Source organism: Lentzea sp. NPDC058436 (genome assembly GCF_042721515.1).
Classification (GTDB): Bacteria; Actinomycetota; Actinomycetes; order Mycobacteriales; family Pseudonocardiaceae; genus Lentzea.
Genome location: NZ_JBHXLF010000002.1, coordinates 203,946 through 215,403 on the forward strand (window position 1 = coordinate 203,946; position 11,458 = coordinate 215,403).

Annotated in this window: 12 protein-coding genes; 10 read left to right on the plus strand and 2 right to left on the minus strand. The window is 70.5% G+C overall.

The window, feature by feature from the left end:
• The first annotated feature begins 14 nt into the window (after positions 1-14).
• Positions 15-668 carry a response regulator gene (locus tag ACFWN2_RS08385; protein ID WP_382425846.1) on the plus strand — a complete coding sequence of 218 codons (654 nt, stop codon included), beginning with the start codon at positions 15-17 and terminating at the stop codon, positions 666-668.
• A 1-nt stretch (position 669) separates the two neighbouring features.
• Here the strand turns inward: ACFWN2_RS08385 and ACFWN2_RS08390 are convergent, their stop codons facing one another.
• Complete coding sequence (locus tag ACFWN2_RS08390; protein ID WP_382425847.1) at positions 670-1,509, minus strand: DeoR/GlpR family DNA-binding transcription regulator; 840 nt, start codon at positions 1,507-1,509, stop codon at positions 670-672.
• Between the two features lie 221 nt (positions 1,510-1,730).
• Here ACFWN2_RS08390 and ACFWN2_RS08395 point away from each other — a divergent pair, with 221 nt between their 5' ends.
• The 5 genes from ACFWN2_RS08395 to ACFWN2_RS08415 are packed head-to-tail and all read left to right on the plus strand — an operon-like array spanning position 1,731 to position 6,499.
• Positions 1,731-2,852 (plus strand): SIS domain-containing protein, encoded by a 1,122-nt coding sequence (locus tag ACFWN2_RS08395; RefSeq protein WP_382425849.1) that lies wholly within the window; start codon positions 1,731-1,733, stop codon positions 2,850-2,852.
• Position 2,853: 1 nt separating this feature from the next.
• Positions 2,854-3,810: an N-acetylglucosamine kinase gene (locus ACFWN2_RS08400; protein WP_382425851.1), complete on the plus strand. Its 957-nt coding sequence runs from the start codon at positions 2,854-2,856 to the stop codon at positions 3,808-3,810.
• Positions 3,811-3,819: 9 nt separating this feature from the next.
• On the plus strand, positions 3,820-4,737 hold the full coding sequence (locus tag ACFWN2_RS08405; RefSeq protein WP_382425852.1) for a DMT family transporter: 918 nt from the start codon (positions 3,820-3,822) through the stop codon (positions 4,735-4,737).
• Positions 4,734-5,654: a 1-phosphofructokinase family hexose kinase gene (locus ACFWN2_RS08410; RefSeq protein ID WP_382425853.1), complete on the plus strand. Its 921-nt coding sequence runs from the start codon at positions 4,734-4,736 to the stop codon at positions 5,652-5,654. The genes ACFWN2_RS08405 and ACFWN2_RS08410 overlap by 4 nt, the downstream gene beginning before the upstream one ends.
• Positions 5,651-6,499, plus strand: coding sequence for a ketose-bisphosphate aldolase (locus ACFWN2_RS08415; protein WP_382425854.1), 849 nt, complete (start codon positions 5,651-5,653; stop codon positions 6,497-6,499). Before ACFWN2_RS08410 ends, ACFWN2_RS08415 begins: the two co-directional genes overlap by 4 nt.
• On the opposite strand, the gene ACFWN2_RS08420 is transcribed toward ACFWN2_RS08415, so the two are convergent.
• Positions 6,456-7,304, minus strand: coding sequence for a helix-turn-helix transcriptional regulator (locus tag ACFWN2_RS08420; RefSeq protein WP_382425855.1), 849 nt, complete (start codon positions 7,302-7,304; stop codon positions 6,456-6,458). The genes ACFWN2_RS08415 and ACFWN2_RS08420 overlap by 44 nt on opposite strands.
• A 143-nt stretch (positions 7,305-7,447) precedes the next feature.
• Between ACFWN2_RS08420 and ACFWN2_RS08425 the strand changes: the two genes are divergently transcribed.
• The 4 genes from ACFWN2_RS08425 to ACFWN2_RS08440 all read left to right on the plus strand — a co-directional run bounded on the left by ACFWN2_RS08425 (position 7,448) and on the right by ACFWN2_RS08440 (position 11,404).
• On the plus strand, positions 7,448-8,494 hold the full coding sequence (locus tag ACFWN2_RS08425) for an SDR family oxidoreductase (protein ID WP_382425857.1): 1,047 nt from the start codon (positions 7,448-7,450) through the stop codon (positions 8,492-8,494).
• Between the two features lie 4 nt (positions 8,495-8,498).
• The gene (locus ACFWN2_RS08430; protein ID WP_382425858.1) at positions 8,499-9,338 is read left to right on the plus strand and encodes an endo alpha-1,4 polygalactosaminidase; all 840 of its coding nucleotides are present in this window, start codon (positions 8,499-8,501) and stop codon (positions 9,336-9,338) included.
• A 196-nt stretch (positions 9,339-9,534) separates the two neighbouring features.
• Positions 9,535-10,611 (plus strand): BtrH N-terminal domain-containing protein, encoded by a 1,077-nt coding sequence (locus ACFWN2_RS08435; RefSeq protein ID WP_382425860.1) that lies wholly within the window; start codon positions 9,535-9,537, stop codon positions 10,609-10,611.
• Between the two features lie 187 nt (positions 10,612-10,798).
• Positions 10,799-11,404: a hypothetical protein gene (locus ACFWN2_RS08440; RefSeq protein ID WP_382425862.1), complete on the plus strand. Its 606-nt coding sequence runs from the start codon at positions 10,799-10,801 to the stop codon at positions 11,402-11,404.
• Positions 11,405-11,458: the final 54 nt, after the last annotated feature.

An 11,458-nucleotide genomic window follows, 5' to 3' on the forward strand; every position in this document is an offset into this window, starting at 1 on the left:
CCTAGACTTCGCGCATGATCCGCGTGTTGCTGGTCGACGACCAGCCGATGGTGCGGGCGGGGCTCGGCCTGGTGCTGCGCAGCCAGCCGGACATCCAGGTCGTCGGGGAGCGCGACAACGGCGGCCACATCGTGCGCGCCGTCGAGCAGTGCCGCCCCGACGTGGTGTGCATGGACGTCCGCATGCCCGGCACCGACGGCGTCGAGGCCACCAGGATGCTGCGCGCGGCGGGCGGTCCGCCGGTGTGCGTCCTCACCACGTTCAACGACGACGACGTGCTGTGGGCGGCGGTCGACGCGGGCGCGGCAGGCTTTGAGCTGAAGTCGTCGACCCCGGAGAACCTGATCGAGGCCGTGCGGACCGTCGCGTCCGGCGGCACCTGGATCGACGGCACGCTGCTCGGGCCGATCCTCGACTCGTACCGCAGGCTCGCCCGGCCGGGCAACCGCGGCCCCGCCCGGCTCGCCGCCCTCACCGACCGCGAGCTGGAGGTGTTGCGGCTGATGGCCCGCGGCGCCTCCAACCGCGAGATCGCCGCGCACCTCAGCGTCGCCGAGACCACCGTGAAGACGCACGTGGGAACGGTGTTCTCGAAGCTCGGCGCCCGCGATCGCGCCGCGGCCATCGTCTTCGCCTACGACTCTGGCCTCGTCCGGCCGGGCGGCTGACTCAGCCGTCCTTCGTGGTCGTCACCTCGACCACCGTGACGCGCACGCCCGCCGCCCGGATCGCCGCCACCGCCGCGGGATCGGCCGACAGGTCGGTGATCACCTCGTGCACGTCCTGGACGTCGGCGATGCGGGCGAGCGTGGCCTTGCCGAGCTTGCTGCCGTCCGCCATCACGATCACCCGCTGAGCGCGCGCCAGCATCGCGCGGTTGGTGCGCGCCTCGTTCTCGTCGTGCGTCGTGATGCCTGCCGCGGCGTCGATGCCGTCGACACCGATGAACGCCGTGCCGATGCTGATCGACGCCAGCACGTGCTCCGCCCAGGGCCCCACGAGCTCATAGGAACGCGGTCGGGCGACCCCGCCGACCACGACGAGCTTGTGCCTGGGGTGCATCGCCATCTCCATCGCGATGTTCAGCGCGTTCGTCACGACGGTCAGGTCGGCGCGGCCGGGTAGCTGCTTCGCCAGTTCGGTGGTCGTGGACCCACCAGTCAGGGCGATGACGTGCGGCCCGGACGGCAGCAGGCGCACGGCCTCGCGCACGATGGCCCGTTTCGCGTCACGGGAACGACCGCCGCGGTACCGCACCGGCACCTCGTCGATGGCGCCGTGCGGTTTGGCGCCCCCGTGCGTCCTGATCAGCAGCCGTTGCTCCTCCAACTGGGCCAGGTCGCGCCGCAGCGTCGCGGACGAGACACCGAGGCGCGCGCCGAGTTCGCCGACCTGCAGAGAACCTGTTTCCCGGAGCGCTCGCAGTATTTCGGACATGCGTTCGGCCCGCGTCGTGAGCCTTTTCCGCGTGCGTCCCTTGGGCGCGGAGGAATCCGTGGGGTCGGCCATGCAGCGGAGCCTACGACAGTTCATTCGAGTGAGCGATTGTTCACGCGCAGCTTCACCTGATGATCGTCCTGAACTGGGAGGACGCGGCGAAACGCTCACTCCGTTTGTTCATTTGAGCGCCGAACCTTGCCCCTCGCGCAGCGGCGGACGTACGAATGCAGCACTCGGGGAAAGCGCGCCGGAATGCGTTTCGAAGTGCGTCGGTAATCGGAAGGCATCACATGACTGTGTCTGGGCTCGGCGACAGCTGGACCGCTCGCGAGATCTGGCAGCAACCCACCACCTGGCGGGCGGTGGCGGACGTGGTCGAGCACGCCCGGCCGCGGATCGAGGAACTCGTCAGCGCGGCGCTGTTCGACACGAACCCCAGGATCGTGCTGACCGGAGCCGGCACCTCGGCGTTCATCGGCGAGGTCGTGGCACCCGCTCTCGCACGGCACCTCGGCAGGCAGGTCGACGCGATCGCCACCACGGAGATCGTCGCCGACCCGCGTGCGGTGGTCGTGGACGAACGGCCGGTGCTGCTGGTCTCGTTCGCGCGCAGCGGCAACAGCCCTGAATCGCTTGCGGCAGCGGAACTCCTGCACCGGCTCACGCCCGTGCGGCACCTGGTGATCACCTGCAACGCGGAAGGCGAGCTTGCTCGGCAGTGGTCCGGTACCGAGAACGCCGTGGTGGTCGCGCTACCGGACGAGGTGAACGACCGCAGCTTCGCGATGACGTCCTCGTTCACCGGCATGGCGCTGGCGGTGTTGCTGGCCTTCGGCCTCAACGTCGACGTGGAAGCGCTGGCACGAACCGGATCCGAAGTGCTCGCAGAGGCGGCGGAACGGGCGTCGGCGATCGCCGGTGCGAAGCCGAGTCGCCTGGTGTACCTGGGTTCCGGCCCGTTGCGGGGACTGGCGAGGGAAGCCGCGCTCAAGTCGCTCGAACTGACCCGCGGGCAGGTCGTCGGCATCGCCGAGTCGTCGCTGGGCTTCCGGCACGGCCCGAAGTCGGTGCTGGACGACCGCACGATCGCGATCGTCCTCCTCTCCCCGGATCCCTATGCACGCGCCTACGACGTGGACATCGCGCGGGAACTGGTGCTGTCACTCGGCCCGGAGCGCGTGGTCGTGGTGGGAGAGGCAGATTCCGAGTGCGGGGGAGCGCAGGTGTGGCCCGTGCCGGCCATCGGATCCCCGTCCACGTGGGCGCTGGTCGCCGTGATCGCGGCCCAGACCACGGCGCTCGCGTGCTCGCTCGCGCTGGACCTGACGCCGGACAACCCGTTCCCCGGCGGCGAGGTGAACCGGGTCGTGCAGGGCGTGGTCATCCACGAGTTCCCAGAGGGAGTGAGCTGAGATGTTCCTCGGTGTCGACGGCGGGGGTACCAAGACGGCGTTCTGCCTGCTCGATCTCGACGGCCGGGTGGTCGCCGAGGCGCGCACCGCGAGCGTGTACTACCTGAGCGAGGGCATCCAGATCGTCGAACCCCTGCTGCGTCAGGGGATCGGCGAGGTCTGCGAGGCAGCGGGCATCCCGGTCGAGGGCGTCACCTACGCGTTCTTCGGACTGCCCGCGTACGGGGAGATCAGCGCCGACGAGCCCGTGCTCGACGCGCTGCCCGCCACCATCCTCGGCACCACGAACTACCGGTGCGGCAACGACATGATCTGCGGCTGGGCCGGGTCGCTCGGTGGCGTCGACGGCATCAACGTCGTCGCGGGCACCGGTTCGATCGCGTACGGCGAGAACGCCAGCAGGCAGTGGCGCGGCGGGGGCTGGAGCGAGCTGTTCGGCGACGAGGGCTCCGGCTACTGGGTCGCGGTCAACGGACTCAACGCGTTCAGCCGCATGGTCGACGGACGGATGCCCGCCGGTCCGCTCGTCGGGGAAATGCGTGCCGCACTGGGACTTGCCGCCGACTTCGACGCCATCGACGTCGTGGTGAACCGGTGGCACGGCGACCGCGGCAAGATCGCGAACCTGAGCAAGGTCGTGGTCAGGGCGGCGGACGCGGGGGACGCCGTCGCCGCGGACGTTCTGCGGCGAGCGGGTCAGGAACTCGCGCTGCTCGTCAACGTAGGTCGTGAGGCACTGGGATTCGCTGCCTCCCACCAGGTTCCGGTGTCGTACTCGGGTGGCATGTTCGGCTCGCCGCAGGTGCTGGCGGCGTTCCGCGAGTCGCTCACCCAAGACTTCGACCTGCGCGCACCACTGCTGGAACCGCACCTCGGCGCCGCACTCCACGCGGCACGCCTGCACGGACACCCGTTGCGGGCAGAGCAAGTCCACCCAGCCGCAGCGCTCTCCCTCTGAGGAGCCGAAATGACCGGACCTGGCGTGTCCACCTCCCTCCGCTCGACCAGCTGGATCCCCTACGCGGGACTGCTGGTGCTGTTCTGGGGCGTGTGGGGAGCCTTCTCCGCCCTGCCCACCAAGCTCTACGCCTACCCCGACCCGATGATCTACGTCGTGTGGGCGTTCACGATGCTCATCCCCGCGTGGTTCTCGTTGCGCGGCAAGAAGTTCGACTGCAGCCGGACCGCCGCCGGGTACGGCCTGCTGATCGGGCTCACCGGAGCCGGCGGCCAGCTGCTGCTGTTCAAGGCGCTCACCATCGGGCCCGCGTACGTCATCTTCCCGATCGTCGCGCTGTCCCCGGCGATCACCGTGCTGATGGCGTTCGGCCTTCTGCGCGAACGACTCGGCGCCCTGTCCTGGGCCGGTGTGGTGCTCGCTCTGATAGCCGTCGTGCTCTTCTCCGTCTCCACCGGCGAATCCGGTGACAACGGGTGGGTCTACCTGCTGCTCGCGGTGCTGGTCTGCGTGGCCTGGGGCGTGCAGGCGTACTACATGCGCAAGGCTGCGGTGGCCGGGGTCGACGACGCCTCGACGTTCGGCTGGATGACCATCAGCGGCCTGGTGCTGATTCCCGTGGCACTGCTGATGATGGGCGGACTGCCACTGGACTTCCCCTGGCAGGCGCCCGCCCTCACCGCCGGGACGCAGGTCCTGAACGCGGTCGGCGCGCTGTTCCTCGTGATGGCCATGAGCCGCGGCAAGGCCTCGATCGTCGCGCCCGTCACCAACGCGCTGGCGCCCGTGCTGACGATCGTGCTCTCGCTCATCGTGTTCGGCGCGCAGCCCAGCGTCTTCCAGGTGGCGGGCATCGTGCTGGCGCTGGCCGGTTCGACGCTGATGGTCTACCGCGCCGAGAAGAGCAGCGAGGCGGTTCCGACGTGACGAGCCGGATCGTCACCGTCACGCTCAACCCCGCCATCGACGTGACCTACCGGGTGGACGCCCTGCGGGTCGGGCAGACCGTGCGCGTGCCGGAGGTGCGCTCACGGGCCGGTGGCAAGGGCGTGAACGTCGCGGCCGTGGTCAACGCGTTGGGCGGCAACGGTTTCGCTCTCGCGCTGACCACGACCGGGACACCGGACGAGTTCCGCTCGGGCCTTGAGGAGCTGGGGATCGCCCACCGGCTCGTGCCCGCGCTGACGTCGGTGCGCCGAACCGTGGCGGTCGTGGCCGCCGACGGCACCACGACCATGTTGCAGGAGAACGGTTCTCCGGCCTGCGAGGGCGCGGAAGCGGCGATCACCGAAGCGTTGCGCGACGAACTGGAGACCGGAGCGGGCGCTGTCGTCATCTCCGGCAGCGTGCCGAATGGCATGGACCCGTCCGTGCCCGCCCGCCTCGCGCGGGTGTGCGCGGAGTTCGGCACACCGGTCATCACCGACGTGTCAGGACCGGCCCTGCACGCGGCCGCGGACAGCGGAGCCGTCCTGATGCCCAACCAGGACGAGCTGGCCGAACTCGCCGGCGGTGGACGGACCGTCAGCGCCCTGGTCGCCGGGGGAGCGCCTGCCGTGGTGGCCACGGCGGGCGCAGACGGTGCCGTCGCGGCGACCCCACGAGGTGTCTGGCAGGCCCGTCCTGCCGAGGTGGTCACCGGCAACCCGACCGGCGCGGGGGACGCGGCCGCCGCGGCACTGGCACTGCACCTCGCGGCGGCGCGGGACGTCGACTGGCCCGCCGCCCTCGCCGACGTGGTGGCCACGTCCGCGAGCGCGGTGCTGCGGCCGGTGGCGGGCGAGATCGACCTGGGGGCCAGAACTCGCTGGATTCCTCTGACGAAGGTGAAGGAGACACGGTGAACTGGACGACGTTGCTCGGCGACCTGCGCGAGGAGCGGCGCGCGGTGGGGGCGTTCAACGCGATCCTGATCGAGCACGCGGAGGCCATCGTGGCCGGCGCGGAGCAGAGCGGGCTTCCGGTGATCCTGCAGATCTCGCAGAACGCCGTGCGCTACCACGGTTCGCTGGCCCCGTTCACGCTCGCGTGCCTGCGGCTCGCCGAGGACGCCACCGTGCCCGTGCTCGTCCACCTCGACCACGTGGAGGACGAGGACCTGATCCGCGAAGGACTCGACCTGGGCGTCCGCTCGGTCATGTTCGACGCGTCCAAGCTGCCCTACGCCGAGAACGTCGAACGCACCCGCGCCGTCGTCGAACGCTGCCACGCCAGGGGATGCCTCGTCGAGGCCGAGCTCGGTGAGGTCGGCGGCAAGGACGGCGCACACGCACCGGGTGTGCGCACCGACCCGGCCGAGGCGGCGGCGTTCGTCGCGGCGACCGGCGTCGACTCGCTCGCCGTGGCGGTCGGGTCGTCGCACGCCATGACGGACCGCAGCGCGGTGCTCGACGAGGACCTGATCGCGGCGCTCGCGCAGGCGGTTCCCGTGCCGTTGGTGCTGCACGGCTCGTCCGGTGTGTCCGACGACGGTCTGCGCGGCGCCGTGACCGGCGGGATCGTCAAGGTCAACGTCGGCACGCGGCTCAACCAGGTGCTGACCGAGGCGGTCCGCGCGGTGCTCGACGAGCGGGAGCTCCTGACCGACCCGCGCCGCTACCTCGCACCCGGCCGCGACGCCGTCCGCGACGAGGTGGCGAGGCTGCTCACCGTGCTGGCGAACGCGGAGTCCCGGAACGCGCTGAGCTGACCGACCCCAGCAGCGCGAGCTTGTCGGCGTGCTCCGAACCCGCCTCGGGGTGGTAGACGACCAGCATGACGCCCTCCGTGCCGGCGACGAGGTACTTCTCCCGGTTGAGGGTGATCTCGCCGAGCTGGGGGTGCAGGAACCGGACCAGGCCGCTCATCCGCGGCCGCACCTCGTGGCGCGCCCAGAGCCTCTGGAACAGCGGGCTCGCCAGCGTGAGCTCACCGACGAGCTCGATGAACCGGGGGTCGTCGGTGTCGGTGCCGACGGCCTGGCGGAACCCCGCGATCAGGTACGCCGCGGCCAACTCCCAGTCCTGGAACATCTCCTGCTCCTCGGGGTCGAGGAACACGTCCCGCAGCCGGTTGCCGCCCACGGTCAGCCGGGGCGACAGCGCGGTCGCCAGCGGGTTCACGGCGAGCACGTCGAGGTAGCGGCCCTCGACGAACGCGGGGAAGGGCAGCAGTGCGAGCAGCTTGGCCGTGCCGGTGGGGACCACCTCCCGTCGTGCCCGGCGGCGCCTGCGGGGTTTGTCGGCGGCGAGACCGACCAGGTACTCGCGTGCGTCGTCGTCCAGTTGCAGCACGGTGGCCAGCGACTCCAGCACCTGCAGCGACGGGTGGCGGTCGCGGCCGCGTTCGAGGCGCAGGTAGTAGTCGGCGCTGATGCCGGCGAGCATCGCCACCTCCTCGCGGCGCAGGCCGGGAACCCGCCGCACCCCGTGCACCGGGATGCCGGCCCGCTCGGGCGTGACGAGCTCGCGCCGGGCCCGCAGGAAGGCGCCGAGCAGGTTCGGGTCGTCGGTCATGCCTCCACCGTAAGCCGGTCGGCGCGGCGCTGAGGGGCCCTGTCACTCCCCAGGCTGACGGGGGCTCTGGCAGGGGTCCACGACCGGGCGAAAGATCGTTGCTGACCGCTCCGCACCGCACGTGAACAGGGAAAGTGATCAAGATGACGAACGTTCTGGTGACCGGGGGCTCTGGCTTCATCGCCGGCCACGTCGTCCTGCGACTGCTCGAAGAGGGCCACCGCGTCCGGACCACCGTCCGCTCGCTGGGCAAGGAGAAGGCGCTTCGCGCCGTGCTCGCCGACGCGGGCCTCGCGGACGACTCGGCGTTGAGCTTCGTGGCCGCAGACCTGACGAGCGACGCGGGCTGGGCCGAGGCCGTCGCCGGGTGCGAGTACGTGATCCACGTGGCCTCGCCCGTGCACCTGCAGAAGGTCGAGAACGAGGACGACGTCATCGTTCCCGCACGGGAAGGCACCCTGCGCGTGCTCCGCGCGGCCCGTGACGCAGGCGTACGGCGGGTGGTGCTCACGTCGGCGTTCCACGCGGTCGGGTTCGGGCACCCGCACACGCACGGCACGTTCACCGAGGACGACTGGTCCGTTCTGGACGGTCCGGGCATCGACGCCTACGGCAAGAGCAAGACCCTGGCCGAACGCGCCGCCTGGGACTTCGTCGCCGCCGAGGGACGCGGCATGGAGCTCGTCGCGATGCTGCCCGTGGCCGTGATGGGCCCGGTGATGGGCTCGGCGATCTCCGGTTCGAACCACGTGGTGCAGCGCATCCTCGACGGCGAGATGCCCGGCTACCCGAACATGTACATGCCGATCGTGGACGTCCGCGACGTCGCCACCGCCCACGTCCTCGCCATGACCGCTCCCGGTGCCGCCGGCCAGCGAATCCTGGTCGCAAGTGGACAGTCGATCGCCCTGAAGGACGTCGGCGCGTTGCTGAAGAGCGACCTCGGCGACGCGGCGAAGCGCGTGCCCACGCGGACGTTGTCCGACTTCGTGGTCAAGCTCGCCGCACGTTTCAACCCCGAGTTCAAGTCGGTGGCCGCCGACCTCGGGTTCGTGAAGCGGGTGTCCACGGAGAAGGCTCGGGCGCTGCTGGGCTGGGAACCGCGCCCGGCGCAGGACGCCGTGGTCGCCGCCGGCCGGAGCATGGTCGAGAGGTCGCTGGTCAAAGCCGGTCGTGGTGCGGCGGTGTGATGGGATGAGCCGGGTGAGGGTTGGTGTGGTGCTGTCGTTGATCGCGTTGCTGGCCGGGTGTTCGGGTCAGGAGGCTTCTCCGGAGCCGACGCGGACCGTGCCGCGTGCCGCCGTGACGCTGCCGCCGTCGCCCGCCGTGCTCGACTACCAGCTGGGCGCGGCCTACCCGCCACCCGCGGGGGTCACGCTGGTCGCGCGCGACAGCACGGCCTCACCGGCGCCGGGCGTGCACAACGTCTGCTACGTCAACGGTTTCCAGACCCAGCCGCAGGACCGCGAGCTGTGGCTGACCCAGCGCGGGCACCTGGTCCTCAAGGACTCCGGCGGCGACCCGGTGATCGACCCGGAGTGGCCGGACGAGTTCCTCGTGGACACCTCGTCACCGTCCAACCGGGACGAACTGGCGCGGGTGATCGGCGAGTCGATCACCCGCTGCGCCGACCGCGGCTTCCAGTCCGTCGAGATCGACAACCTGGACTCGTACTCACGTTCGGGCGACCGCCTGACCGCCGACCACAACCTCGCGCTCGCGGCCCTGCTCAGCGCACGGGCGCACGAACGAGGCCTGCCGATCGGCCAGAAGAACTCGGCGGAGATCAGCAGGCGCGCCCACGACGAGGTCGGCTTCGACTTCGCCGTCACCGAGGAATGCCACGCCTTCAACGAATGCGCGACGTACACCGACGTCTACGGCCCGCAGGTGATGGACGTCGAGTACACCGACAACCTGCGCGGCACGTTCGCCGGGACGTGCGCGGACTCGGCGACGCCGAAGACGACGACCCTGCGCGACCGCAAGCTCGTCGGGCCCGGCGATCCGGCCCACGTCTTCCAGCACTGCTGACTCCCGGTTAGGATGACCACCGGCGTGTTCCACGCCCAACCTCCTGACCGGGTGCCCACGCCATCCGGCCACAGCGGAGGCAAAGGGGACCTGTGCGCCTCGGGACGCCCTCCTCGTCATGCCTGGAACCAAGGCTGTCGTGACATCGGGGCGCGTGGGGTTCGGATGTCTGACGCGACGGCCGAGGAGTTCGGTGATGACGTCACGCAAGCAGTTCAAGGCCCAGGTCCGCGCCCGCATGGCCAAGACCGGTGAGCGCTACACCACCGCGTTCGCCCACCTGAGCGGCGCCTCGGCCGACGGCGGCTGGACGTTGCGCGGAGGCACGGACCCCGACGCGGCAGGGCTGAACGCCATGCTCGCCGCGCGGGGCATCTCAGGCCTGAACGAGGCGCTGGTGTTCGGCATCGGCGGCGGGATCGGCGCCGGCTACATCCTGTGGGAGTTCAAGCAGCACAACAGCCGCCACGTGACGATCGGCTTCACCAACACGTGGCAGTACGTCACCCGCCGCACCGAGAAGGTGCTGGCACGCCTGGACATCGCCCACGAGTGGCACCGCTCCGCACCCAAGGCCGCCCAGACGTGGCTGACCGCCCGCCTCGACGCAGGCGACGCCGTCATGGTGTGGCCCGACCGCTACCAGGTCGGCTACTGGGACCTGCCCGAGGAGCTCGACGGCCACGGCGGCCACCCGGTCGTGGCGTACCGCGCCGCCGGGAACCAGGTCTACCTCGACGACAGGAACCTGGCACCTCTGACGGTCGCGCGCGAGGACCTGGACCGCGCCGTCGCCCGAGTCGGCACCTGGAAGAACCAGGCGCTCGTGATCACCGACTCCGACCGCGCCGTCGACGTGGAGGCCGCGGTCCGCGAAGGCCTGCGGGACGTCGTCGAGCACCTGTCGGCCAAGTCGGACTCGTTCTCGTTGCCCGCCTGGCGCAAGTGGTCGCGGATGATGACCGACGCGAAGGCCGCCAAGGCGTGGCCGAAGGTGTTCGCCGACGGCCAGGGCCTCGACCACGCGCTGCAGAGCGTGCGGGAGGGCGTGGACGGCCGCTACGGGGTCACCGGCGGGAACCTGCGGCCGTTGTTCGCCGACTTCCTCGACCAGGCAGGGCACTCCGGGCTGGCGCCGCGGTGGCGGGAGATCGGCGAGATGTGGAACGGGCTGGGGGAGATGACCGAGTTCCCGGCCATGGGTGCCCGGCTCGCCGAGCTGCACGCGGCGGAGACCGACGCGATCGCGCGGTTGAAAACCGTCGTGAGCTGATCACCGTGATGCGAGGACGAGGTCGTGAAGACCTCGTCCTCGCATCCCGTCACGCCGTGGCGTGGGGATGTGGCGGTGTCGGCGGTGACATCGGGCATGTCGAGCAACCCGTAGCGCTCGGACGACCCCTCGCGTGAACCTGGTGCCACAGTCAGTGACTCGCACAGATCAGCGAGGAGCAGCAGCCATGCCGGACCGACTCCACGTGCTCGCCACCATCTACCAGTCAGACCGAGCCGACCGAGCCACCACCCTGACCGTGAGCCTCGCGACGATCGGCGTCGCCACGACCTACCTCATCGGCACGATCGCCTTCTACGACAAACTCGATCTCCTCGGCTGGGCCATAAGCCTCCTGCCGTTCCCACTGCTGTGCACCGCCGCCTTCCACTCACAACTGCTCAACCTCGCAGCCGTCCGAGCCCGCTCGATCCTCACCCTCGAACACGCACTCCTCGCCGCGTCCGGCCCCGACGAGAGCCATCCCCTCGAGCCCTCCCACATCGGCGCGACCGCCACCGAACACGCCACCAACATCCACACCGCGAGCACGTCCCACCGCTTGGCCATGCTCATCGCCTACGGCGGAGCAGGCATCATCCCCCTCGCCTACACGGCCCTCATGCTGATCAAGGCGGCACACCACCTCAGCGGCTGGGTCGCCGTCCCCGCGGCGTTCTACCTGATCCTGCTCGTCCCGATCACCTTCGCCTGGCGGGACAGCGCCGCGAAACTCGACCTCCACGCCCTCGCGAACCCAGCCCCGACCGGCACCGAGACCAACCCCGCGTGAAACCCGGCATCGCATGTTCACGTCGCTGAAACCAACGCGGTGCCACCGCTGACC

What these genes read in the sequence shown, in the direction of transcription:
- ACFWN2_RS08385 (WP_382425846.1), top strand. Translation starts at nt 15, where the DNA reads ATGATCCGCGTGTTGCTGGTCGACGACCAGCCGATGGTGCGGGCGGGG.
- ACFWN2_RS08390 (WP_382425847.1), bottom strand. Translation starts at nt 1,509, where the DNA reads ATGGCCGACCCCACGGATTCCTCCGCGCCCAAGGGACGCACGCGGAAA.
- ACFWN2_RS08395 (WP_382425849.1), top strand. Translation starts at nt 1,731, where the DNA reads ATGACTGTGTCTGGGCTCGGCGACAGCTGGACCGCTCGCGAGATCTGG.
- ACFWN2_RS08400 (WP_382425851.1), top strand. Translation starts at nt 2,854, where the DNA reads ATGTTCCTCGGTGTCGACGGCGGGGGTACCAAGACGGCGTTCTGCCTG.
- ACFWN2_RS08405 (WP_382425852.1), top strand. Translation starts at nt 3,820, where the DNA reads ATGACCGGACCTGGCGTGTCCACCTCCCTCCGCTCGACCAGCTGGATC.
- ACFWN2_RS08420 (WP_382425855.1), bottom strand. Translation starts at nt 7,304, where the DNA reads ATGACCGACGACCCGAACCTGCTCGGCGCCTTCCTGCGGGCCCGGCGC.
- ACFWN2_RS08425 (WP_382425857.1), top strand. Translation starts at nt 7,448, where the DNA reads ATGACGAACGTTCTGGTGACCGGGGGCTCTGGCTTCATCGCCGGCCAC.
- ACFWN2_RS08430 (WP_382425858.1), top strand. Translation starts at nt 8,499, where the DNA reads ATGAGCCGGGTGAGGGTTGGTGTGGTGCTGTCGTTGATCGCGTTGCTG.
- ACFWN2_RS08435 (WP_382425860.1), top strand. Translation starts at nt 9,535, where the DNA reads ATGACGTCACGCAAGCAGTTCAAGGCCCAGGTCCGCGCCCGCATGGCC.
- ACFWN2_RS08440 (WP_382425862.1), top strand. Translation starts at nt 10,799, where the DNA reads ATGCCGGACCGACTCCACGTGCTCGCCACCATCTACCAGTCAGACCGA.